The organism is Nocardia sp. NPDC004123 (genome assembly GCF_053603795.1).
This window is the reverse complement of the sequence record NZ_JBSGGG010000010.1, coordinates 55,048-77,445: the sequence shown is the minus strand read 5'-3', so window position 1 is coordinate 77,445 and position 22,398 is coordinate 55,048. Positions and strand designations below refer to the sequence as shown.

Here is a 22,398-nt window from a genome sequence, read left to right as displayed (position 1 = left end):
AGGGGGGCTCACAAACCGTACGCCTGCGCGACACCCCATATACCCAATATCACCAGCGGCCCAGGTTAATTGGCCCGGGCCAGGCCCTTCGAGCCGGACCTCACCGCCGAAACAGCACGACTGTGAGGTCTGAAACCTCGCACGAAAGCTGACAAATCAGGCAAAAGGCAGCTAACTCGCAAGTGCCCTGGCCGACCCGACATGGATCCACACAAAGGCGCTCCAGCGTTGCGTCATGGGTCGGCAAAACGCGCAAAGCCGCCCCCGGGCGAGAGGTTCCGGGGACGGCTCGGCACGCGCCGGATGGGCGCGCGCAAGGATCCGAGGGTTGGCCGGATCCGGGTGCGCGGTCGGGCTGTGGTGGCCGCGCACGTTCGGGGACGCGTCAGGCGGTGGTGGTGACGCGGTAGGTGTTGAGGCTGTCGATGCGCTCGATGGCCTCGGTGATGATGCGGTCGATGAGGTCCTGCACCGTGGGCAGGTCGTCGATGATGCCCGCGGCCTGGCCGGAGGCGAGCACGCCCGCGTGGGTGTTGCCCTCCACCAGACCGGCTTTCAGCAGCATCGGGGTGTTGGCGGCCATGATGACCTGGGACCAGGTGAGGCCCTTTTGCTTCCGCATGCCGATGCCGTCCTTGATCATGGTCGACCACTTCATGCCGGTCATGCTCTTGAACTTGACGGCGTTCGAGACGGCGGCGGTGAGTCCGCGCAGGCCGCTCGAATGCTCCAGCTTGTCCACCAGTTCGGTGTTCAGCACGCGGTGCGGCATGCCGTCGACCTTCTTGGAGACAACGGTGTCCTGCAGTCCGCGCTTGAGGTACTCCTGCTTGACCGAGTCCGGGACGCTCGAGTCCTGGGTGAGCAGGAAGCGGGTGCCCATGGCGACGCCGGCCGCGCCGTAGGACAGCGCGGCGGCCAGACCGCGGCCGTCGAAGAAACCGCCACCGGCGATCACCGGGATGTCGACCGCGTCGAGGACGGACGGCAGCAGCAGCGTGGTCGCGACGGAACCGGTGTGGCCACCGCCCTCACCGCCCTGCACGATCACCGCGTCCGCGCCCCAGGAGGCGACCTTGACCGCGTGCTTGGCCGCGCCGATGGACGGCATGACGACCACGCCGTTGTCCTTGAGCTTGGCGATGAGCTCCTTCTTGGGAGCCAGCGCGAAGGAGGCCACCTTCACGCCGTCGCGGATCATCATGTCGATGCGGTCGGGCGCGTCGGACAGGTCGGCGCGGATGTTCACGCCGAAGGGCTTGTCGGTCTTGGCCTTCGTCTTGGCGATGGCCACCTCGAGCTCGTCGAGGGTCATGGTCGCCGAGGCGAGGATGCCGAGGCCGCCCGCGTTCGCGGTGGCCGCGACCAGGCCCGGACCGGCGACCCAGCCCATGCCGGTCTGCACGATCGGGTGTTCGATGCCGACCAGTTCGGTCAGCGGCGTCTTGAGCCGTTGCGCGGTCATGCCGTCACTTCCTTCTCACGGAAGCCCTTGGGGTCCAGCACGGTCCGGATGATGGTGAGCTCTTCCTCGGTGGGCAAACGGGTCTCGCCCGCCTCGGCCAGCCCGGCGATCTCGAAGGAGGTGTTCTCCGCGACCTCGTCGGCGGTCACACCCGGGTGCAGCGACAGCGCGCGCAGGGTCTGGTCCGGGCCGTCGAAGTCGAACACGCCCAGGTTCGAGACCACCCGGTGCAGGTGGTGGAACCGATAGGCCGGGTTCTCGGAATCGACCTTGTCGTAACCGATTCCGGAGACGATGTCGACCTGGTCGACGAACACCCGCTTGTTGTGCTTGGGCACGAAGTAGCTGGTGGCGTGGTTGATGGTGTTGCCCGGCGCGCCGCGCACACCGAACATCTGCCGGGTCGGCTGCTGCAGCGGACCGAACGCGGACAGGTTCTGGTTGCCGTACCTGTCGATCTGGTTGGCGCCCATGACCACATGGCGGCGACCGGAATTCACCACGTCGAAGACCTTCGAGAACGGAATCCAGCCCTCGATGGGCGCCTTGCCGCCGATCGGCGGGATCTCGGCGAAGAACAGCGCCTCACCGTCGGACAGCAGCAGGTCCGGCTCGAAGGTGAGCCGCGCCAGCCGCGCGCCGATGGTGGTGACGGTGGACATGGGCGAGGCCATGATCTCGCCCGCGCCCCGGAAGATCTCGGCGGCGGCGACGACGCAGATCTCTGCCCGAGTAATAGTGGTGGTGTCGCTCATTACTTCTGCTCCTCGGCGAAAGCCTTGACGGCGGCCTGGTACTCGGCCTCGGACACGTCCAGGTAGCGAGCCTTGAACTCGGCCCACGACTCGGGCGTCTTGGCGGCCTCGACGTAGTGGCGCTGGAACTTCTCGTCGCGGCCGTAGCTGCCGGAGAAGGTGAAGTGCGCGCCGCCGGGGGCCTCGACCACCCCGTCGACCATCATGCGGTTGAGGATGAGGGCCTGCGTCGGAACGGCTTTCACCAGTTCCTCGGTCTCGATGAGACGGTCCACCGACAGGTAGCGCTTCTCGGCGGAGAGCAGGTACAGGTCGTCCATGTACGGATCGACGCCGGTGTAGGCGGCATTGCCGTGCTTGTCACCCAGGTCCAGGTGCACGAAGGCGGCGTCCAGGTTCAGAGCGGGCATGGCGACGAGGGTTTCGCGGCGGCCATCGGCATCGGTGTACGGGGACTGGACGGTCTCGAGCTCGCCCTCCCAGAAATCGATGACGGCAGAACCCAATCCGGCGCGGATGGGCAGGAACGGCAGGCGGGCCGCGGCGGCCTGCAGACCGCACTTGACCATGCCCTCGTCCATCTCGCGCACGGTGATCGCACCCTCGGTGCGAGCCTTGGCGAACCACGGGTCGTAGAACGGGGCGGAGTCCAGGGACACGAAGCCGTAGTAGGCCTTGCGCACCTTGCCCGCCGAGCACAGCAGGCCCAGATCCGGGCCGCCGTAGGTGACGACGGTCAGATCGGTGATGTCCGAACGCAGCAGGGCACGCACGAAGGCCATCGGCTTGCGCCGGGAACCCCAGCCACCGATGCCGATGGTCATGCCGCTGCGGAGCTCGCCGACGACCTCGTCGAGGCTCATTCGCTTGTCGCGCATAGTGTTTCGCCCCTTCTACTTTGCTTTTTTCTGAGCGGCCAGGTCGTCGTCGAAGCGCGCCCGGATCTCGTCGGCCACGCCCGCGAGGTTGAGCTCCATGGTGAAGCCCTGCTCGAAGCGGTAGGAGCGGTGCACGTCCTGCACGTCGATGCCGTTGAGCGCCTTCTTGGCGGCGCGGATGACGCGGCCGTCCTTGTTGGCGATGTTCTTGGCGACCTCCATGGCGGCGGCGTCGAGTTCGGCGCGCGGCACCACCTTGAAGACCGAGCCGTAGTGGTGCAGCTGCTGCGCGGTGAGGGTGCCCGCGGTGTAGAACATGGTCCGCATCAGGTGCTGGGGGACCAGTCGCGCCAGGTGGGTGGCCGCACCGAGCGCGCCGCGGTCGACCTCGGGGAGGCCGAAGGTCGCGTCGTCGGAGGCGACGATGACGTCGGAGTTGCCCACCAGGCCGATGCCGCCGCCGAGGCAGAAGCCGTTCACGGCGGTGACGACCGGAACCTCGCAGTCGTAGATCGCGGCGAAGGCGGCGAAGCAGCCGTGGTTGGCGCGGATCAGGGCGGTGTGCCCGGTGTCCGCGTTCATCTCCTTGATATCCACGCCCGCGTTGAAACCGCGGCCCTCGGCGCGCAACACGACGACCCGGGTCTCGGGGTTGCGGCCGGCCTGGGTGACGGCGTCGGCCAGGGCGAACCAGCCGTCGGAAGGCAGCGCGTTGACCGGCGGGTAGTCGACAGTGACGACTTCGACGCCCTCGGTTTCGGTGTGACGGTTGATCCCCATCGAATGTCCCATCGTTGGCAAAACAAGCAAGTGCTTGGTAGGTTATCACGGTGGGAATCGAAGTAAACCTGTCCGGCTCGGTCGTCTTGGTCACCGGCGGCGTGCGCGGCGTCGGCGCCGGCATCAGCCGGGTCTTCCTGGACGCGGGCGCGACCGTGGTGGCCTGCGCGCGACGGCCCGGCGACACCCCCGTCGAGAGCAATGGCCGCGGCATCGACTTCCTGCCGTGCGATGTGCGCGACCCGGACTCGGTGCGCGGACTGATCGAGGCCATCGTCGCGAAGTACGGGCGGCTCGACACCGTGGTGAACAATGCCGGTGGCGCGCCCTTCGCCCTGGCCGCCGACGCCAGCGCCAACTTCCACGCCAAGATCGTGCAGCTGAATCTGCTGGCGCCGCTGCTGGTCTCGCAGGTGGCCAACGAGGTCATGCAGAAGCAGGAGACGGGCGGATCGATCGTGATGATCTCCAGCGTCTCCGGGCATCGGCCCTCCCCGGGCACCGCGGCCTACGGTGCGGCCAAAGCCGGTGTGGACAGCCTGGTTTCGTCGCTCGCGGTGGAGTGGGCTCCGAAGGTGCGGATGAACTCCGTTATCTGCGGCCTGGTCAACACCGAGTCCTCGCACCTGCACTACGGCGACGAGGAGGGCATCGCCTCGGTGAGCCGAACGGTTCCCATGCAGCGCATGGCGACGCCCGAGGACATCGGTCGCACCGCCGCGTTCCTGGCCTCGCCCCTGGCCGCGTACGTCACCGGCAGCGCGCTGCTGGTGCACGGCGGCGGCGAGAAGCCCGCCTTCCTCGAAGCATCCACCGCAGACGTCCCCGCCGTCTCGGGCCACTAGACCGATCGAACACGAAGAGGTAATCGATATGACCGACAACAAGATCTGCGACGGCCGCGTCGTCATCGTGACCGGCGCCGGTCGTGGCATCGGCCGTGCCCACGCCCTCGCCTTCGCCGCCGCCGGCGCGAAGGTGGTCGTGAACGACCTCGGCGCCGAGCTCGACGGCGCGCCCAGCCCGGACTCCCCGGCCGCGCAGGTCGTCGAGGAGATCAAGGCCCTCGGCGGCGAGGCCATCGTGAACGGCGACGACATCTCCGACTGGGAGGGCGCGCGCCGCCTGATCCAGACCGCCGTCGACACCTTCGGCCGCCTGGACGTGCTGGTCAACAATGCCGGCATCGTCCGCGACCGGATGCTGGTCAACCTCGGCGAGGACGAGTGGGACGCGGTCATCAAGGTGCACCTCAAGGGCCACTTCGCGCCCATGCGGCACGCCGCCGAGTACTGGCGCAACGAGGCCAAGGCCGGTCGCACCCCCGAGGCCCGCATCATCAACACCAGCTCCGGCGCGGGCCTGCTCGGCTCGGTCGGCCAGGGCAACTACTCCGCCGCCAAGTCCGGCATCGCGGGCCTGACCCTCACCGCGTCGGCCGAATTCGCGCGCTACGGCATCACCGTCAACGCCATCGCCCCGGCGGCCCGCACCCGCATGACCGAGACGGTCTTCGCCGACATGATGACCGCCCCCGAGGACGGCTTCGACGCCATGGCCCCGGAAAACGTCTCGCCGTTGGTGGTCTGGCTGGGCAGCACCGATTCCGCCGGTGTCACCGGCCGCATGTTCGAGGTCGAGGGCGGCAAGGTGACCGTCGCCGACGGCTGGCGCCACGGCGTCTCCATCGACCGCGGCGCCCGCTGGGAGCCGGCCGAGCTGGGCCCGGTCGTGCGCGACCTGCTGTCCAAGGCCACCACCCCCGAGCCGGTCTACGGCGCGTAATCTCCCCCCGCCGCTCCGGGCCTTCAGCGGACGGCAGAGAGCGATCTGCTCCGGCACAACGCTGCGTTGTGCCGGCTACTTCTTGCGGATGCCGGAGACCAGGGCGAAGACGGTGTCCAGGATCGGGGTCGGGGTGAGTGAGGTGGCCACCACCTGGATCTTTCCGGCGAGGCCCGGGATGTAGCGGGCCCGGGGGCGCTTCGCGGTGAGAGCCTTTTCGACCTCGGTGACGACCGAGCCGACGGGGGCGGCGATCTTCGGGACCTGCTGGGACATCTTGCGCAGGCCCGCGAGGTGGGCGCTGTAGAGCTCGCGCTGGGCATCGGTGAGGTGGGCGGTGGTGGTGTCGACCATGTCGGTCGCGCCGAACCAGAGGTCGGTGGCGATCGGCCCCGGCTCGATCAGGCACGTGCGGATTCCCCAGGGGCGCAGCTCCACCCGGAGGGCGTCGACCAGGCCCTCGAGGGCGAACTTGGAGGAGTTGTAGGCACCGGTCCCGGGGGTGGAGATGCGGCCGGACAGCGAGGAGATGAAGACCACGCGGCCGCGGGTGGCGCGCAGGCGCGGCAGGACGGCCTGGGTGACCGCGACCGCACCGAAGACATTGACCTCGAACTGGTTTCGGAGGGCGTCCAGATCGAGGAGCTCGACGGGACCGTCGGCGACGATGCCCGCATTGTTGACCACGGCCGTCAGGTCTGCGGGCAGCACCTCGTCGAGGGCGGCGATGTGGTCCGGATTCGTGACATCGAGGACGACCGGAGTGATGCGGGAGTCCGCCTCGACCAGCGCCTCACCGTCGGAGAGCTTGCGGACGCCGGCGTAGACCTGCCAGTTCTGCTGCGCCAGACGCAGGCAGACGGCCTTGCCGATGCCGCGCGCCGCGCCGGTAACCAACACAGAGTTCATGGAGGTCAGCCTAATTCGGACCGGCCGAAAGCGGCGTCCGGGAATTGCGGATGCCGTCCGGGGACGGGGGTGCCACCATGTGGCGATGGGGAATGTCCTGATTGCCGGAGACCTGCACGGGAACACCGCGCATGCGCTGGCATTGATCCGGGTCGCGGCGCGGAATGACTGCCAGCGGGTGTTCGCGGTGGGGGACTTCGGGGCGTGGGAGCACATGCACTCGGGGCGGCGGTACTTCGACGTGGTGAACAGGGCGGCCAAGCGCGCCGGGGTCACCGTGTACTTCCTGGACGGGAATCACGACAAGAGCTCGCTGCTGCACGAGCTCTACGACGAGCATCCCGACGACGAGGGATTCCTGATGTGCCGCAAGCACCTCCGGTACGCCCCGCGTGGGCACCGCTGGACCTGGGAGGGCACCAGCTTCGCCGCCTTCGGCGGGGCCCGCTCCACCGACAAGGGCTGGCGGCTGGCCCGGGAGGCCCGCAAGGCCGAGCAGGTCGCCAAGCGGCGCGGCTACGGCTCCTCGAAACGGCCGGAGACCGCGGGCATGCTGTGGTTTCCGGAGGAGGAGATGACCGACGCCGAGCTGACCGGCCTGCTCGATGCCGACAGCTCACCGGTGGACGTACTGCTCACCCACGACAAACCGCGGGCCGCGCAGCCGAAGTGGAATCGCAAGGACAAGGCCGAGTGCTATCCCAACCAGGACCGCATCCAGCGGGTGGTGCGGACGCTGCGGCCCAGTGTGCTGTTCCACGGCCACCTGCACGTCCGCTACACCGACACCATCGCCTCCGGTGACGGGCAGTGGACCCGGATCGAGGGGCTGGCCTGCGACCCGGAAGCCTCGCAGTACCTGGAGTATTCGTCCGAACACTCCTGGTACGTGCTGCAGCTGCCCTACGCCGGAGAGCAGACGGACGGACCGGCCGAGGCCGAACCCCGTTCGCTACCTGCCTGATTCGTCGTAGGAGGAGGTGCCCTCGTCGAGCAGCGGCTCCTCCCCCTTGAAGTGCGCGGGCGCGAAGACGCGCAGCACGTGGTAGCCGGTGATGACGACCAGGGTGCCCAGGGCGATGCCGCTCAGGGTGAAGTTGCCGGTGAACTTCATGCTCACATTGCCGATGCCGATGATCAGGCCCGCGGCGGCGGGCACCAGGTTCAGCGGATTGCGGAGATCGACCCGGGCATTGGTCCAGATCTGCGCGCCCAGCAGGCCGATCATGCCGTACAGAATGACCGTGATCCCGCCCAGCACGCCGCCCGGAATGGCCGCGACGATGGCGCCGAACTTGGGGCACAGGCCGAACAGCAGCGCGAAGAACGCGGCGGCCCAGTAGGCGGCCGTGGAGTACACCCGGGTGGCGGCCATGACGCCGATGTTCTCCGAGTAGGTGGTGTTGGGCGGGCCGCCGACCGCGGTGGACAGCATGGAGGCCGCGCCGTCGGCGGCGATGGCGGTGCCGAGCCTGTCGTCCAGATTGGCGCCGGTCATCTCGCCGACCGCCTTCACGTGCCCGGCGTTCTCGGCGACCAGCGCGATCACCACCGGCAGCGCCACCAGCACCGCCGACCACTGGAAGGACGGGGCGTGGAAGCTGGGCAGGCCGAGCCAATCCGCCTTGGCGACACCGGACAGATCCAGCCGCCAGTGATCGGTGACCTTGCCGCTGCCGTCGGCGGAATGGATCTGCCCGAACACCCGGTCCAGCACCCACGAGAGCCCGTACCCGAACACCAGGCCCAGGAAGATCGCGATGCGCGCGAAGAATCCGCGCAGGCCCACCACGGCCAGCCCGGTGAACAGCATGACCAGCAGCGCGGTCCACTGATCCTGCGGCCAGTAGGTCGAGGCGGTGACCGGGGCCAGGTTGAAGCCGATGAGCATGACCACCGCGCCGGTCACCACGGGTGGCATGGCGGCGTGAATGATGCGCGCCCCGAACCGCTGTACGGCCAGGCCGATCAGGAAGAGCGCGGCGCCCACCACCAGGCAGGCGCCGGTCACCGTCGCGCTACTGCCGCCCTGCGCCCGGATCACCGCGGCCACACCCACGAACGACAGCGAGCAGCCCAGATAGCTGGGCACCCGGCCGCGGGTGGCGAGCAGGAACAGCACGGTCGCGACGCCCGACATCATGATGGCGAGGTTGGGATCGAGCCCCATCAGCACGGGCGCAACGAAACTCGCGCCGAACATGGCCACCACGTGCTGCGCGCCCAGCCCGAAGGTGCGCGGCCACGACAGCCGCTCGTCCGGCCGCACCACCGCCCCCGGCGCGGGCGAGCGCCCGTCGCCGTGCACCTTCCAGCGGACACCCAGATCCATGAACCGCCCGCTTTCTCCCTGAGGCCCGAAACAAGTCCGCGGCCATCCTAATCCGAGCAAACCCCCAGCTCGCGGCGCGCTCCCCGCCGGGCCCGCAGAGCCCGGCCGATGCGGTGCCAGCCCGCCGGGCCGGGCCGGTGGGCTGTCTTCACCGCTCTGGGCAACGTCCCGCAACCCGCCGGGCGCGCGGGTACGCCGATCGGTTCAGGGCAGGCCGTATCGGTGCCGGACAGCGGCGGGCAGGGCGTACGGGTTCGGGGCATCCACTTGCGACGCGGCCGAGTCATCGTGCGGCGCAGCAGTTTTCGACGACTCCGGGACCGGTCGCATCAACAGACGCCAGGCGGTCGCCACCGCGGGATCGGCGGTGAGTTCACCTCGCAGGCGATCGGCACATTCGAGCGCGTGCGCGAGCGCCTGTTCGTGAGCATGCAAAATCGCCTGTGCCATCCGCGAATCCGGTAGCTCCAGGGCGGTGATGCGGCCGTCCGGGGCGACCACGATCCGCACCCCGTCCACGTCGGCGCGAGCCCGCACGCCGTCGATGGCGTCCTGTACCCGCCGGGCCTTGCGGGCTATCTCCTCGAACCGGCCCTCCACCGATCTCGACATGCACGCAGTGTAGGAATATCGGCCGAAATGCCGTGGCATCCCGGCAACTTCGCACGCCCTGCGGAGTCAGGGCTGGACGCGGATCTGCTGCATCATGTCGTGGTCGGCATGGTCGAGGTTGTGGCAGTGCCACACATAGCCGTGGATCTCCGGGGTGTCCGCCATCCCGCCCGCCATGCCGGCACCGGTGGGCGCCATGGCCTCCGCGCCGGGCGGCACGGGGACCACCGCATCGGGATCGAAGCCGAGCTCCTCGACCGACGGCCACTTCACCAGGATCAGGGTGATGGTGTCGGTCGGGCACTCGATGGTGTCCTTCCACCCGGCCTCCCAGGGCGGCGGCCCCTGCTGCGGCCCGATGGCGAACCGGTCGGCCGAGGGCGCCCAGCGGGTACCGAACGCGGGCGGGTAGTTGGCGAGGAAGTAGGCCGAGGTGAGCATGGGCTGGCGGCCGATCACCCGCATCCGGGCCAGGTGCAGGTGGATGGGGTGGTCGAACGGGGTGGTGTTGACGATGTCCCACTGTTCCACCGTCCCGGCCCGCGCGGTATCGATGTCCGAGCTCAGGAAGGGCAGATTGTTCAGCGACATCATGGTCGGGAAGACCGCCGCGGCCCGGGAATCGTCATTGAGACCGAGTAGCGTCACCGTGCGCACCGAGCCCGGCCGGTGGGTGGGTTCCAGCGGTTCCGGCAGGCCGGGGCCGCCCCGCAGCAGTCGCGGGATGTCGTGGGCCGGACCGTCGCCCGCGCCGGTGAAGCGCATGATGGGCCGTAGCGCGGGGGCCATGAACACGGCATTGCCGAAATCGTTTTCGGCGGTATTGATCAGGTCGACGGCCTCGCCGTCCCCGAGGCCGCTGAAATCGATGAGCAGGTCCACCCGTTCACCGGGGCTCACCCGGATCGACGGTGTCGGCACCGGCCGGTCCAGCAGGCCCAGATCCCCGCCGATCGCGAAGAACAGCATGCCATTGGAGAACTCGAAGATGTAGGGCCGCGAGTTGGAGCCGTTGAGCAGCCGGAACCGGTATACGGTGCGCCGGACCTCGAGCCGCGGCCACACCACTCCGTTCACGCAGCACACGTCCCCCAGCTGCCCGGATTGGTTGTAGCCCTGGGGAATATAGGTGGCCACCATGGGTTGCAGGCTGCCGTCGGCATTGAAGGTCCGGTCCTGCACGATGAGCGGGATCTCGAACTCGCCGCTGGGCAGGCCGATCGGGTTGTCGTCGCGGCCGGTGTCGAATTCGTCGCGCAGGTAATACATTCCGGCCAGCCCCGCCTGGATGTTCAACCTGGTGATCCCCATGGCGTGGTCGTGGTACCAGAGGGTCGCGGCCTCCTGCCGGTTGCCGTACGCGAAGCTGGGTCCGCCGCCATTGCGCCAACCGATGAGCGGATGTCCGTCGGAGTCGGGGGAATTCGCGCCGCCGTGCAGGTGCACGGTGAAGCGCGGATCGGTGCGGTCCAGCTCGGTGACGCCGTGCATGGTCAGGTCCACATGCTGGGCCAGCACATGGGTGCCCAGCTCATTGCGAAAACCGATACGCGCCACCTGATCCCGATGCGCTTCCAGATTCGGCCCGAGCACCGGCTGCCCGAAGCCCCAGCTGCGGGTCTCCGGCAGTTCCCGGTGATAGCGGTGAGTTCCCGAGATGGCCGCCAACTCCCCCGCGGCCCGCCGTGTTTCAGGAATGGGCAGGTCGTCGACGAACGGCTGCAGCGCGGGCGAATGGTAGTTGAACGGCGTGAACGTCGGCGGAGGCAGCGGGGGCAGCGGCACGGGCGGCGGGGGCAGGGGGACCGGATCGGCGGTCGCAGCAGCCGTGTAGCCCATGCCCGCTAAACCGAAGGCCCCCAGGAGGAAACCTCTTCTCGGCAGGTACTCCTCCATCACAGTCCCACCCCGGACAACTACGCCTTCAACCGGTCTGTCGTCCGACGATAGCGAACATTGCCGCGCCCCGGACGCGAAAGCGGCGCGGCTCCGCCTCTCCGCGCCGCGAAACTCGGTGTGCCGCTTCCGAAAAGCCGTACCTGGATTAGCCCAGGCGCTCGATGATGGTGACGTTGGCGGTGCCGCCGCCCTCACAGATGGTGAGCAGACCGTAGCGGCCGTTCACCCGCTCCAGCTCGTTGAGCAGGGAGGCGAACAGCTTGGCGCCGGTCGCGCCCAGCGGGTGGCCCAGCGCGATGGCGCCGCCGTTGACATTGACCTTGTCGGGGTTGGCGCCGGTCTCCTTGATCCAGGCCAGCACCACCGAGGCGAAGGCCTCGTTGATCTCGATGACGTCCATGTCGTCGATGGTCAGACCGGTCTTCTCCAGGGCCCACCTGGTGGCCGGGATGGGCGCGGTCAGCATGTAGATCGGGTCCGCACCGCGCGCGCTCACGTGGTGGATGCGCGCCCGCGGGGTGAGCCCGTACTCCTGGACCGCCCAGTCCGAGGCCAGCAGGGTGGCGCTGGAGCCGTCGGAGATCTGGCTGGCCAGGGCCGCGGTGATGCGGCTGCCCTCGGCCAGCGGCTGCAGCCCGGCCATCTTCTCCAGGGTGGTCTCGCGCGGGCACTCGTCGATCCAGAAGTCGCCCACCGGCACGATCTCGCGGTCGAACTTGCCGTCCACGATGGCCTTGCGGGCGCGGTCGTTGCTGCGCAGCGCCCACTCCTCCATGTCGCGGCGGGAGATGTCCCACTTCTCCGCGATCATGGTGGCCGAATTGAACTGCGACACTTCACCGGTGCCGTAGCGGTGGTCCCAGCCCTGCGCGCCGACGAACGGCGAGTCGAAGCCGTAGGCCTGCCCGGCCAGCATGGCCGCGGAGATCGGGATGGCGCTCATGTTCTGCACGCCGCCGGCCACGATCACCTCGGCGGTGCCGGACATGATGGCCTGGGCGCCGAAGGTGATGGCCTGCTGCGAGGAACCGCACTGCCGGTCCACCGTCACGCCCGGCACCGACTCGGGGTAGCCCGCGGCCAGCCACGAGGTGCGCGCGATGTTTCCGGCCTGCGGGCCGATGGTGTCGCAGCAGCCGAACACCACGTCGTCCACCGCGGCCGGGTCCAGGCTGGTGCGCTCGATGAGCCCCTTGATGGCGGCGGCGCCCAGATCGGCCGGGTGCACGGCGGCCAGTGAGCCGCCCCGCTTGCCGACCGGCGTGCGCACGGCGTCGATCACATACGCCTCACGCATCGGCGAATACTGACGGCGGGACGGTGCTGACATGGGGAACTCCTACTGGCTGCTGCGGTGAAGTTGTCGCTGAGAGTTGGTTATGTGCGCTTCTCGGGGCTGGTGAGCCCGTCGAGCACGATGGTCAGGTACTGCTTGGCGAGGTTGTCGACGGTGATCCGGCCACCGGGCTGGTACCAGCGCACCGACACCCAGACGGTGTCGCGCAGGAACCGGTAGGCCAGTTCGATGTCCATCTCGGGCCGGAAGCTGCCGTCGGCGACGCCGTTGGTCAGCACCTGGTGCCACAGCTCACGGAACTCGCTGTTGTATTTCGCGATGTAGTCGAATCGCGGTGTGCCGCTGAGTCGTTTGGCCTCGGCCTGGTAGATCGCGACGGCCGCGTGGAACCGGTCGAAGGATTCGTAGGAAGCGATGACCAGAGCTTCCAGCGTGTCGCGGGCGGGGACGCCGGCCGCCACGATTTCGCGGTAGCGACCGAAGAGGTCGTCGAGGAACCCGCGCAGGATTTCGTCCACCATGGCTTCTTTGGAATCGAAGTGGTGGTAGAGACTCCCGGATAGAATCCCCGCCGCGTCGGCAATGTCGCGAACCGTGGTGGCGCGCAGGCCCCGTTCCGCGAACAGATTCGCGGCCAGGCCGAGCAGCTCGGTGCGACGTGCTGATTTGGAGGGGTCAGGTTGGGTCACCCCGTCAATATACAACCAAGCATTTGCTTGGTCCACCTGCCTCCCGTTCAGCGCATCGAATACCGCAGCGGCGACGAGACCGACAGGTCGGCCAGCAGGCGATCGCAGATGACCACGGGTGACACCCCCGCGCGCGCCATCCGCGCCACCAGCGCCAACCGCCGTTCGGGACTGTCCCATTCGACGGTCAGCGGCTCCCGGCCCGGCCCGGCGTCCACGGTGGCCATGACCCGCGGCGGGATGCCGTCGCGACCGGGTTCCTCGATGAGCTTGAGGACCATCCCCCGCTGCCAGGCCCGATAGGTCTCCATATCGGCGCCCACCACCAATTTGTCCGTGGCAGCGCACAATCCCTGCGCGATACCGTCGGTGAAGGCGGCATGGTCGTAGCGCAGGCGGCGGCAGTTGCGCACCACCTCCAGCAGATCGGCCCGGACCTCGCAGAGCAGGGCCGTCCTTTTCCGGCGACGCCGATCCGCCTCGGTGTCGGAAAACCCGATCCGGGACAGGCCGATGCGGCGGGCGCGCTCCCGATCACGAACCATGTCCCGCCGCAACGCGCCCCGCGGGTCGCGTGTCACGTCGGTTTCGTCCACGGCGTGTTGTTCCAGGATCTGCGCCGCCCGCATGGCGGTGGCGCACTCGGAGTCGTGATCCAGTAATTCCGCACCCAAAGTCAGTGCGGCCAGAACGACATTGTCGAGTCTTCGGCGCGCTAGAACGACCTCACGCACCAGCTCGAGTTCCAATTCCTCGCGGGCCTGTTCTGGGGCTGCTTGTTGTCGGCGATCCGGACCCATGGGTCGTGCCCTTCGACTAGCGGTACCGGCCTAAACCAGGATTGCACAACCGCCCCCTCGACGCGCCAGCCATTTTTCGCAGCCGATAAAACGGGCACTGCCGCGCCCCCTGAGGGACGCGGCAGTCAGAAAAGCTGCGACCGTACGGCACAGCATTTCGTGCCGGCCGAACGCACGAATTCGGCCGCGCAGGCGAGTAATACGAATTACGCGCGCTGGCTGGAAATGGAGACCACCTCGCCGGTCAGGTAGGTGGTGTAGTCGCTGGCGAGCATGGCGATGGTGGCGGCCACCTCCCACGGCTCGGCGGCGCGGCCGAAGGCCTCGCCCGCGGCCAGGCGGTCGAGCAGGTCGGCCGAGGTGACCTTGTCCAGGAAGGCGTGGCGGGCGATGGAGGGGGCCACCGCGTTGATGCGCACGCCGAACTCGGCGGCCTCGACCGCGCTGCAGCGGGTCAGCGCCATGACGCCGGCCTTGGCGGCGGCGTAGTGGGCCTGGCCGTGCTGGGCGCGCCAGCCCAGGACCGAGGCATTGTTGACGATGACGCCGCCGTGGCCGGCCTCGCGGAAGTACTTGAGCACCGCACGAGTTGCGCGGAAGGTCCCGTTCAGCGTGATGTCGAGGACCTTGTCCCACTGCTCGTCGGTCATGTCCACGACCGGCACCTCACCACCGAGGCCCGCATTGTTGACCATGATGTCGATCCGGCCCAGCGCCGCGACGGCACCGGCGACCAGCGCGTCCACCTGCTCGGTCGAGCTGACGTCACAGGGCACGGAAGCGATTCGGCGGTCCGGGAATTCGGCCTGCAGCGCCTGCTCGGTCTCCTTCAGGCGACGCTCGTGCCAGTCGGAGATCACCACGTCCGCGCCCTCGGAGAGCAGGCGGCGCGCGGTGGCCGAACCGATGCCGGTGCCCGCGGCGGCGGTCACCACCGCGATCTTGCCCGCGAGCAGGTTGTGGCCGGGGGTGATGTCGGGAGCGGTGGACAAATCGGTCACGGTCGAGCCTCTCGGGGAAGTCCGAGCACGCGCTCGGAGATGATATTGCGCTGCACTTCGTTCGAACCGCCGTAGATGGTGTCCGCACGGGTGAAGAGGAACATGCGCTGCCAGGCATTGAGGTCATCGCCCGGGCCGTCGGCGATCAGGCCGGGCGCGCCGAGCACGTCCATGGCCAGTTCACCCAGGCCGCGATGCCAATTGGCCCACAGCAGCTTGGTCACCGAGGCCTGCCCGGCGGCGGTGCGGGCGTCCACGGAGGCTCCGTCGTGGCCGGACTCCAGGGTGCGCAGTACGTGCGCGCGCAGCACCCGCAGGCCGACCCACGCCTTGTCGAAACGGTCTGCGAGGACCGGGTTCTCGATCGCCCCGTTCTCCCGGGCCACGGCCTCGAGGTCGGCGAGTTCGCGCGCGTAGCGGATCTGCTGGCCGACGGTGGAGATGCCGCGCTCGAAGGTGAGCGTGCCCATGGCGACCTTCCAGCCGTCGCCGGGCTGCCCGACCACCAGATCGGCGGCGGTGCGGGCATTGTCGAAGAAGACCTCGTTGAATTCCGCGGTCCCGGTGAGCTGGATGATGGGCCGCACCTCGACGCCCGGCTGCTTCATGGGGACGAGCAGGTAGGACAGACCGTGGTGGCGGGTCGAGCCCTTCTCGGTGCGGGCGACCACGAAGCACCAGTCGGACAGGTGCGCCAGCGAGGTCCAGATCTTCTGGCCGTTGATCACCCATTCGTCGCCCTCGAGCTGAGCGGAGGTGGTGACGGCGGCCAGGTCCGAGCCCGCGCCCGGCTCCGAATAGCCCTGGCACCACAGCTCGGTGACATTGCGGATGCCCGGCAGGAAGCGCTTCTTCTGCTCCTCGGTGCCGAAGGCGATGACCGTGGGTCCGAGCAGTTCCTCGCCGAGGTGCGAAACCCGGCTCGGGGCATCGGCTTTGGCGTATTCCTCGTGGAAGATGACCTGCTGGCGCAGGGTGGCGTCGCGGCCGCCCCACTCCTTGGGCCAGCCCAGGCAGGTCAGGCCGGCGGCGGCGAGGGCGCGATCCCATTCGAGCCGCTCCTCGAAGGCCTCGTGCTCGCGCCCGGGACCACCCAGACCGCGCAGCTCGCGGAACTGGCCGTTCAGGTTCTCGGCCAGCCATTCGCGCACCTCAGCACGGAATTCGGCGTCCTCGGGGGGCTCAATCCCGCTGGCCGGTTCGGGGGTCTGGATCATGCTCACGTCGGTAGAGTAACCTACCAAGCACTTGCTTTGTTAGACCCATTCCCGGACAGCGAGGAAGCCCTGTGACATCTCCTCCGCAGACCACACCGCTCGCTCTGCACGCGGCCGCGCACGCCTACGGTGACGCGCCCGCTGTCGGCGACGGTGCCGTGCGACTGAGCTGGTCGCAACTGCTGGACTCGGTGCGTGAGACCGCGCGTGCGCTGATGGCGCGCGGCATTCAGCGCGGCGACCGCATCGGCATCTGGGCGCCCAACACGCATCACTGGGTGACCGCGGTGCTGGCGAGCCACTACGTGGGTGCGGCGATCGTTCCGCTCAATACCCGGTACGTGGCCGCCGAGGCGGCGGATGTGCTGTCGCGGGTGCATGCCAAGGCGCTGTTCATCACGGGCGAATTCCTGGGGCGCGACCGGCTGACCGAACTGCGGACCGCCGCACCGGAACTGGGCATCGAGACCACCATCGTGATCCCCGTCGAGGGCGAGGCCCCCGTCGAGGACGCCATCGTCTGGTCGGAACTGGGCAAGGTGGCCGAGGCGGTGAGCCTCGAGCAGGTCATCGCCCGCGCGGAATCGGTATCGCCGAACGATCTGTCGGACATCCTGTTCACCTCCGGCACCACCGGGCGCAGCAAGGGCGTGCTCATCGCGCACCACCAGGTGCTGAGCAGCGCCCGGGCCTGGGCCGACTGCGCGACGCTGAACAACACCGACCGCTATCTGATCGTGCCGCCGTTCTTCCACAGCTTCGGGTACAAGGCGGGCATCATCACCAGCCTGGTCACCGGAGCGACCATGATTCCGCAGGCCGTGTTCGACGTGCGGGAGAGCATGCGGCTCATCCAGGGCGAGCGCATCACCGTGCTGACCGGTCCGCCGACCATCCACCAGACCATCCTCGACCACCCGGAGCGCGACGGGGCGGACCTGTCCAGCCTGCGCGTCGCGGTCACCGGCGCGGCCACCGTGCCGGTCGTGCTCATCGAAAGAATGCGCAGCGAGCTCGATTTCGAGGTGGTGCTGACCGCGTACGGGCAGACCGAATCCGGCGGGTTCGGCACCATGTGCCGGCCCGAGGACTCCAGCGAGACCATCGCCAATACCTGCGGGCGCACCATCGACGGCTTCGAGATGAAGCTCGCCGACAATGGCGAACTGCTGCTGCGCAGCGACCAGGTGATGCGCGGCTACCTCGACGATCCGCAGGCCACGGCCGCGACCGTCGACGCCGACGGCTGGCTGCACACCGGTGACGTCGCCGTCATCGACGACCGCGGCTACATGAAGGTCACCGACCGGCTCAAGGACATGTACATCTCCGGCGGCTTCAATGTGTATCCCGCCGAGGTGGAACAGACCATGGCCCGGCTCGACGGTGTCGCCGAGACCGCGGTCATCGGCGTGCCGGACGAGCGCATGGGTGAGGTCGGCAAGGTGTTCGTGGTGCGCCGGTCCGGCTCGGAGCTGACCGCCGACGACGTGCAGGCCTACGCCAAGGCGCAGCTGGCCAACTTCAAGGTGCCCAGGTACGTGGAATTCCGCGACGAGCTGCCCTACAACGCCGCCGGAAAGGTTCTCAAGCGGCAACTACGTGAGGAGACCGCATGAGTCAGGAACTCGGACCCATCCCGGACGAGGGCGAGGTCGTCCGCTACGAGAAGCGGGGGCCGATCGCGGTCGTCACGCTGAACCGGCCGGATTACCGCAATGCGCAGAACTCGGTCATGACCTACGCCCTCGATGCCGCCTTCGTGCGGGCCGTCGAGGATCCGGAGGTCAAGGTGATCGTGCTGGGCGGCGCCGGAAAGCATTTCAGCGCGGGCCACGACATCGGCACGCCGGGCCGCGACCACCACATCAAGTACGAGAACAAGGCCGCGCTGTGGTGGGACCACACCGATCGCCCGGGCGGCGATCAGCGCTTCGCCCGTGAGTCCGAGGTCTACCTGGGCATGTGCCGCCGCTGGCGGGAGATCCCCAAGCCGACCATCGCCATGGTGCAGGGCGCGTGCATCGCCGGTGCGCTCATGCTGGCCTGGTCCTGCGACATGATCGTGGCCTCCGAGGACGCGTTCTTCTCCGATCCGGTTGTCCGCATGGGCATTCCGGGCGTCGAGTACTTCGCGCACCCGTGGGTGCTGGGGCCGCGCCGCGCCAAGGAGATCCTGTTCACCGGCGAACGTTTCACCGCCGCACAGGCTTACGAGTGGGGCATGGTCAATCGTGTCGTCCCGCGCTCGGATCTGGAGACCGAAACCTTCGCGCTGGCCGACAAGATCGCGGAGATGCCGCAGTTCGGGCTGGCGCTGACCAAGAAGGCCGTCAACCAGTGTGAGGACCTGATGGGCATGCGGGCCGGCATGGACTCGGTGTTCGGGCTGCACCACTTCGCGCACGCCCACAATGCCGAGGTCGGCGCGGACTCGCTGGGCGGGATGAACGCCAAGTCCATGAAGGCCGCCGCGACCGACGCCGCTGCCGGCCGCGAAACAGAATCCGCCAACAACGACGGGGCGAAATAAGTGGATCTCGAATTCGACGCCAAGACAGAGGAGTTCCGCGCCGAGGTGCGCGAGTTCCTGGCGGCCAATGTGCCCGCCACTCCCCTGCCCTCCATGGACACCAAGGAGGGCTTCGAGGCGCACCGCGCGTGGGAGGCCGAACTCGCCGAGGCCCGCCTGTCGTGTGTGGCCTGGCCCGCCGAGTACGGCGGCCGCGACGCCTCGCTGACCGAGTGGGTCATCTTCGAGGCGGAGTACTACGCCGCGGGCGCGCCGGGCCGCGTCTCGCAGAACGGCATCTTCCTGCTCGCGCCGACCCTGTTCGAGCACGGCTCGCCGGAGCAGCTGGCCCGCATCCTGCCGAGAATGGCGCGCGCCGACGACATCTGGGCGCAGGCGTGGTCCGAGCCGGAGGCCGGCTCCGACCTGGCGGGCATCCGCTCCACCGCCAAGCGCACCGAGGGCGGCTGGCTGCTCAACGGCCAGAAGACCTGGAGTTCGCGAGCCTCGTTCGCGGACTGGGGTTTCGGCCTGTTCCGCAGCGATCCGGAGGCCGAGCGCCACCGCGGCCTGACCTACCTGATGTTCCCGCTCACCGCGGAAGGCATTACGGTGCGGCCGATTCCGCAGCTGGACGGCGAGCCGGGCTTCGCGGAGATCTTCCTGGACAACGTGTTCGTGCCGGATGCGGACGTGATCGGCGAGCCGAACAACGGCTGGAAGGTCGCCATGGCCACCTCCAGCAACGAGCGCGGCCTGTCGCTGCGTTCGCCGGGCCGGTTCAATGCCACCGCCAACAAGCTCATCGAGCTGTGGCGGGGCGCGGCCGCCGAGTCCGACACCGCCCTCGCCGACCGCGTGGTCGACGCCTGGGTGGGCGCGGAGGCGTACCGCCTCAACACCTGGGCCACCGTGACCCGGCTGGCCGAGGGCGGTCAGCTCGGCGCGGAATCCTCGGTGAACAAGGTGTTCTGGTCGGATCTGGACATCGCCATGCACGAGACCGCGCTCGATCTGCACGGCGCGGCCGCGGAACAGGAATCGGCCTGGACGGACGGCTACCTGTTCTCGCTGGCGGGCCCGATCTACGCCGGTACCAACGAGATCCAGCGCAATATCATCGCCGAACGCCTGCTCGGCCTGCCGCGATAGCCACCCGGAGGACGACGACATGCGATTCGCATTGACCGCAGAACAGAACGATTTCGCCGCCAGCCTGCGCAAGATGAGCGAGGCCGCCAAGACTCCCGGCGTCGTCCGGGCATGGGGCGCGGGCGATTCCGCCGCTGGGCGCGCACTCATCGGCCAGCTGGCCGAGGCGGGCGCGCTGGGCCTGACCGTCTCCGAGGAGAACGGCGGCTTCGGCGCGGGCCCGGTCGAGATGATCGTGGCCTTCACCGAGATCGGCCGGGCCGCGGTGCCGGGCCCGCTGGTGGAGAGCGCCGCCGCGATTCCCGCACTGCTGCAGGCGCTTCCGGACTCGGCGCTCGCCGCCGAGCGGCTGCCCGAGCTGGCCGAGGGCGCGAAGCTGGGCACCCTCGCGGTGACCGCCACGGCCGGCGCGAATGCGGGCCGGGCCGAGGGCGCGGCCACCGCGCTGGATGCCGACATCGCCGACCTGGTGCTGATCGCGGAGGGCGACCGCATCGCGCTGGCCACCGCCGGTGCGCTGGTGACGTCGGTGGACGCCGCCCGCCGCCTGTTCACGGTGACCGCCGGCGAGACCCTGGCCGAGGGCGAAGGCGTCGGTGCCGCCATCGATCTCGCCTTCGACACCGCCGCCCTGGCCGCGGCCGCGCAGCTGCTCGGCGCGGGCCGGGCGCTGCTGGACACCAGCGTCGAGTACGTCAAACAGCGGCAGCAGTTCGGCACCCCGATCGGGCGCTACCAGGCCATCAAGCACCACGTGGCCAATGCCCACATCGGGCTGGACATGGCGCAGCCGCTGCTCTACCGGGCGGCCCTGACCCTGGAGTCCGGCGCGGACGCGCAGACCCGCGGCCGCGACATCTCCGCGGCCAAGCTGGCCTGCGGCGAGGCCGCCTACCAGGCCGCCCGCATCGCACTGCAGGTGCACGGCGCCATCGGCTACACCGCCGAATGCGATCTGTCGCTGTGGCTGACCAAGGTCACCGCGCTGCGCTCGGCCTGGGGCACCCCGGCCGAACACCGCGCCCGGATCGCCGCCGCTCTCCGCGCCGGAAACGTCGCATGAGCACCCCGGCGGCCGGGGCGCCGAGCACGCCCGGCCGCCGGGCGACACACTCGAATCACTTCTACGACATGGGAGCGAAGGCATGAGCCTCACCGCCGAACAGCAGGAACTCGCGACCACCGTGCGCGCGGTGCTGGCCAAGCACGGGGACAGCGCGGCCATGCGGCGCGGGCTGGAGAGCGAGCGCGGCTACGACGAGCAGCTGTGGAAGCTGTTGTGCGAGCAGGTCGGTGTCGCCGCGCTGGCGATTCCGGAGGAGTTCGGCGGCGTCGGGGTCGGTCTGGTCGAGTCCCTGCTGGTGGTCGAGGAGCTCGGGCGCACGCTGTCCGCGCCGCCCATGCTCGGCTCGGCCGTGCTGGGTGTGCAGGCGCTGCTGCTGGCCGGGAACGCCGAGGCCAATGAGCGGCTGCTGCCGGAGGTCGCCGAGGGTGTCCGCACGCTGGCGCTGTGCTGGGCCGGGCCGCGCGGCTGGGACTCGTTCGGGGTCACCGCCGAGGGCGAAAAGCTCTCGGGCTCGGCGCATTACGTGCTGGACGGCGTGCACGCCGACACCCTGCTGGTACTGACCGCCGCGGGCCTGTTCGAGGTGGACGGCACGGCCGCGGGCGTCACCCGCACCGCGGTCGTCACCCAGGATCCGACCCGCAAGCTGGCGCGCATCGACTTCGACTCGGTCGCGGCCCGTCCGCTGGGCGCGCCGAATGTCGCCCGTCTGCGTGAAATCGCCTGGGCGGCAGTGGTTGCCGAGCAGCTCGGCGCGGCCGAGCAGTGCCTCGACATGACCGTCGAGTACTCCAAGTCCCGTGTGCAGTTCGGTCGCCCGATCGGCAGCTTCCAGGCGCTCAAGCACCGCATGGCCGACATGTACGTGCTGGTCGAGTCGACCCGCTCCATCGCGTACCTGGCCATCGCGGGCCTGGCCGAGGGCGCGGTCGAGGCGGTCGACGTCCAGTCCGCCCGCCTGCATGCCATCGACACCTTCAACTCGGTGGTGTCCGAGACCGTCCAGATGCACGGCGGCATCGCCATCACCTGGGAGCACGACGCGCACCTGTTCTTCAAGCGCGCCCACGCCGACGCCCAGCTCTTCGGCACTCCCGCCCGACCGCTCGCCCGTCCGGCCTAGCGGCGAATCCTTTCCGGAAACGGCCCGTGCGCAGTTCGCTGCGCACGGGCCGTTTGCGTTGTGCGGTATCTCACGCGACAAAATATCGTTAGCCTATGTAACTACATAGTTAGCTTATGCAACAAT

The 22,398-nt window shown here is 68.9% G+C and carries 21 protein-coding genes; 8 read left to right on the top strand and 13 right to left on the bottom strand.

The genetic code is table 11. The features are described 5' to 3' along the window. Positions 1-385: 385 nt before the first annotated feature. From ACWEQQ_RS16100 to ACWEQQ_RS16085, 4 genes are read right to left on the bottom strand one after another with little or no spacing between them, the layout of a single operon-like run. Positions 386-1,465: an NAD(P)H-dependent flavin oxidoreductase gene (locus ACWEQQ_RS16100; protein ID WP_452338260.1), complete on the bottom strand. Its 1,080-nt coding sequence runs from the start codon at positions 1,463-1,465 to the stop codon at positions 386-388. Beyond that, entirely contained in the window at positions 1,462-2,220 is a 759-nt protein-coding gene (locus ACWEQQ_RS16095) for a CoA-transferase subunit beta (RefSeq protein WP_452338261.1), read from the bottom strand. The genes ACWEQQ_RS16100 and ACWEQQ_RS16095 overlap by 4 nt, the downstream gene beginning before the upstream one ends. Further along, a complete protein-coding gene (locus ACWEQQ_RS16090; protein ID WP_452338262.1) occupies positions 2,220-3,098 on the bottom strand; it encodes a CoA transferase subunit A in 879 nt (292 codons plus the stop codon). The genes ACWEQQ_RS16095 and ACWEQQ_RS16090 overlap by 1 nt, the downstream gene beginning before the upstream one ends. A gap of 15 nt (positions 3,099-3,113) precedes the next feature. Beyond that, entirely contained in the window at positions 3,114-3,878 is a 765-nt protein-coding gene (locus tag ACWEQQ_RS16085; protein ID WP_354831217.1) for an enoyl-CoA hydratase family protein, read from the bottom strand. A gap of 50 nt (positions 3,879-3,928) precedes the next feature. On the opposite strand from ACWEQQ_RS16085, the gene ACWEQQ_RS16080 reads away from it, so the two are divergent. After that, the gene (locus ACWEQQ_RS16080) at positions 3,929-4,723 is read left to right on the top strand and encodes an SDR family oxidoreductase (RefSeq protein WP_379383149.1); all 795 of its coding nucleotides are present in this window, start codon (positions 3,929-3,931) and stop codon (positions 4,721-4,723) included. A gap of 28 nt (positions 4,724-4,751) precedes the next feature. Further along, the gene (locus ACWEQQ_RS16075) at positions 4,752-5,663 is read left to right on the top strand and encodes an SDR family oxidoreductase (RefSeq protein ID WP_452348744.1); all 912 of its coding nucleotides are present in this window, start codon (positions 4,752-4,754) and stop codon (positions 5,661-5,663) included. Between the two features lie 75 nt (positions 5,664-5,738). On the opposite strand, the gene ACWEQQ_RS16070 is transcribed toward ACWEQQ_RS16075, so the two are convergent. Beyond that, entirely contained in the window at positions 5,739-6,572 is an 834-nt protein-coding gene (locus ACWEQQ_RS16070) for an SDR family oxidoreductase (RefSeq protein WP_452348743.1), read from the bottom strand. Positions 6,573-6,657: 85 nt separating this feature from the next. Here ACWEQQ_RS16070 and ACWEQQ_RS16065 point away from each other — a divergent pair, with 85 nt between their 5' ends. Continuing rightward, positions 6,658-7,536 carry a metallophosphoesterase family protein gene (locus tag ACWEQQ_RS16065; protein WP_452348742.1) on the top strand — a complete coding sequence of 293 codons (879 nt, stop codon included), beginning with the start codon at positions 6,658-6,660 and terminating at the stop codon, positions 7,534-7,536. Here ACWEQQ_RS16065 and ACWEQQ_RS16060 read toward each other — a convergent pair. From ACWEQQ_RS16060 to ACWEQQ_RS16025, 8 genes are all read right to left on the bottom strand, one after another. Next, complete coding sequence (locus tag ACWEQQ_RS16060) at positions 7,525-8,904, bottom strand: uracil-xanthine permease family protein (protein ID WP_452348741.1); 1,380 nt, start codon at positions 8,902-8,904, stop codon at positions 7,525-7,527. The genes ACWEQQ_RS16065 and ACWEQQ_RS16060 overlap by 12 nt on opposite strands. Before the next feature lie 204 nt (positions 8,905-9,108). Then, complete coding sequence (locus ACWEQQ_RS16055; RefSeq protein ID WP_452348740.1) at positions 9,109-9,516, bottom strand: hypothetical protein; 408 nt, start codon at positions 9,514-9,516, stop codon at positions 9,109-9,111. A 66-nt stretch (positions 9,517-9,582) separates the two neighbouring features. Further along, on the bottom strand, positions 9,583-11,355 hold the full coding sequence (locus ACWEQQ_RS16050) for a multicopper oxidase family protein (protein WP_452348739.1): 1,773 nt from the start codon (positions 11,353-11,355) through the stop codon (positions 9,583-9,585). 205 nt (positions 11,356-11,560) lie between these two features. Next, positions 11,561-12,712 carry an acetyl-CoA C-acetyltransferase gene (locus tag ACWEQQ_RS16045; protein ID WP_364606754.1) on the bottom strand — a complete coding sequence of 384 codons (1,152 nt, stop codon included), beginning with the start codon at positions 12,710-12,712 and terminating at the stop codon, positions 11,561-11,563. Between the two features lie 80 nt (positions 12,713-12,792). Then, entirely contained in the window at positions 12,793-13,401 is a 609-nt protein-coding gene (locus ACWEQQ_RS16040; protein WP_379383156.1) for a TetR/AcrR family transcriptional regulator, read from the bottom strand. Between the two features lie 47 nt (positions 13,402-13,448). After that, positions 13,449-14,201 (bottom strand): hypothetical protein, encoded by a 753-nt coding sequence (locus ACWEQQ_RS16035; RefSeq protein WP_452348738.1) that lies wholly within the window; start codon positions 14,199-14,201, stop codon positions 13,449-13,451. A 206-nt stretch (positions 14,202-14,407) separates the two neighbouring features. Next, the gene (locus ACWEQQ_RS16030; protein ID WP_452338270.1) at positions 14,408-15,202 is read right to left on the bottom strand and encodes an SDR family oxidoreductase; all 795 of its coding nucleotides are present in this window, start codon (positions 15,200-15,202) and stop codon (positions 14,408-14,410) included. Next, on the bottom strand, positions 15,199-16,419 hold the full coding sequence (locus ACWEQQ_RS16025; RefSeq protein WP_364606757.1) for an acyl-CoA dehydrogenase family protein: 1,221 nt from the start codon (positions 16,417-16,419) through the stop codon (positions 15,199-15,201). Before ACWEQQ_RS16025 ends, ACWEQQ_RS16030 begins: the two co-directional genes overlap by 4 nt. A 71-nt stretch (positions 16,420-16,490) precedes the next feature. Here ACWEQQ_RS16025 and ACWEQQ_RS16020 point away from each other — a divergent pair, with 71 nt between their 5' ends. From ACWEQQ_RS16020 to ACWEQQ_RS16000, 5 genes are all read left to right on the top strand, one after another. Continuing rightward, positions 16,491-18,038 carry a FadD3 family acyl-CoA ligase gene (locus tag ACWEQQ_RS16020; protein WP_452348737.1) on the top strand — a complete coding sequence of 516 codons (1,548 nt, stop codon included), beginning with the start codon at positions 16,491-16,493 and terminating at the stop codon, positions 18,036-18,038. Continuing rightward, the gene (locus ACWEQQ_RS16015) at positions 18,035-18,952 is read left to right on the top strand and encodes an enoyl-CoA hydratase (RefSeq protein ID WP_452338272.1); all 918 of its coding nucleotides are present in this window, start codon (positions 18,035-18,037) and stop codon (positions 18,950-18,952) included. Before ACWEQQ_RS16020 ends, ACWEQQ_RS16015 begins: the two co-directional genes overlap by 4 nt. Then, positions 18,953-20,083 carry an acyl-CoA dehydrogenase family protein gene (locus tag ACWEQQ_RS16010; protein ID WP_452348736.1) on the top strand — a complete coding sequence of 377 codons (1,131 nt, stop codon included), beginning with the start codon at positions 18,953-18,955 and terminating at the stop codon, positions 20,081-20,083. Positions 20,084-20,102: 19 nt separating this feature from the next. After that, on the top strand, positions 20,103-21,146 hold the full coding sequence (locus ACWEQQ_RS16005) for an acyl-CoA dehydrogenase family protein (protein ID WP_452348735.1): 1,044 nt from the start codon (positions 20,103-20,105) through the stop codon (positions 21,144-21,146). A gap of 82 nt (positions 21,147-21,228) precedes the next feature. Next, positions 21,229-22,272, top strand: coding sequence for an acyl-CoA dehydrogenase family protein (locus ACWEQQ_RS16000; RefSeq protein WP_452338275.1), 1,044 nt, complete (start codon positions 21,229-21,231; stop codon positions 22,270-22,272). The last annotated feature ends 126 nt before the right edge of the window (positions 22,273-22,398 follow it).

Coding starts and splice junctions, on each gene's coding strand:
- ACWEQQ_RS16100 (WP_452338260.1), bottom strand. CDS start 1,465: ATGACCGCGCAACGGCTCAAGACGCCGCTGACCGAACTGGTCGGCATC.
- ACWEQQ_RS16095 (WP_452338261.1), bottom strand. CDS start 2,220: ATGAGCGACACCACCACTATTACTCGGGCAGAGATCTGCGTCGTCGCC.
- ACWEQQ_RS16090 (WP_452338262.1), bottom strand. CDS start 3,098: ATGCGCGACAAGCGAATGAGCCTCGACGAGGTCGTCGGCGAGCTCCGC.
- ACWEQQ_RS16085 (WP_354831217.1), bottom strand. CDS start 3,878: ATGGGGATCAACCGTCACACCGAAACCGAGGGCGTCGAAGTCGTCACT.
- ACWEQQ_RS16075 (WP_452348744.1), top strand. CDS start 4,752: ATGACCGACAACAAGATCTGCGACGGCCGCGTCGTCATCGTGACCGGC.
- ACWEQQ_RS16070 (WP_452348743.1), bottom strand. CDS start 6,572: ATGAACTCTGTGTTGGTTACCGGCGCGGCGCGCGGCATCGGCAAGGCC.
- ACWEQQ_RS16065 (WP_452348742.1), top strand. CDS start 6,658: ATGGGGAATGTCCTGATTGCCGGAGACCTGCACGGGAACACCGCGCAT.
- ACWEQQ_RS16060 (WP_452348741.1), bottom strand. CDS start 8,904: ATGGATCTGGGTGTCCGCTGGAAGGTGCACGGCGACGGGCGCTCGCCC.
- ACWEQQ_RS16055 (WP_452348740.1), bottom strand. CDS start 9,516: ATGTCGAGATCGGTGGAGGGCCGGTTCGAGGAGATAGCCCGCAAGGCC.
- ACWEQQ_RS16050 (WP_452348739.1), bottom strand. CDS start 11,355: ATGGGCTACACGGCTGCTGCGACCGCCGATCCGGTCCCCCTGCCCCCG.
- ACWEQQ_RS16045 (WP_364606754.1), bottom strand. CDS start 12,712: ATGCGTGAGGCGTATGTGATCGACGCCGTGCGCACGCCGGTCGGCAAG.
- ACWEQQ_RS16035 (WP_452348738.1), bottom strand. CDS start 14,201: ATGGGTCCGGATCGCCGACAACAAGCAGCCCCAGAACAGGCCCGCGAG.
- ACWEQQ_RS16025 (WP_364606757.1), bottom strand. CDS start 16,419: ATGATCCAGACCCCCGAACCGGCCAGCGGGATTGAGCCCCCCGAGGAC.
- ACWEQQ_RS16015 (WP_452338272.1), top strand. CDS start 18,035: ATGAGTCAGGAACTCGGACCCATCCCGGACGAGGGCGAGGTCGTCCGC.
- ACWEQQ_RS16005 (WP_452348735.1), top strand. CDS start 20,103: ATGCGATTCGCATTGACCGCAGAACAGAACGATTTCGCCGCCAGCCTG.
- ACWEQQ_RS16000 (WP_452338275.1), top strand. CDS start 21,229: ATGAGCCTCACCGCCGAACAGCAGGAACTCGCGACCACCGTGCGCGCG.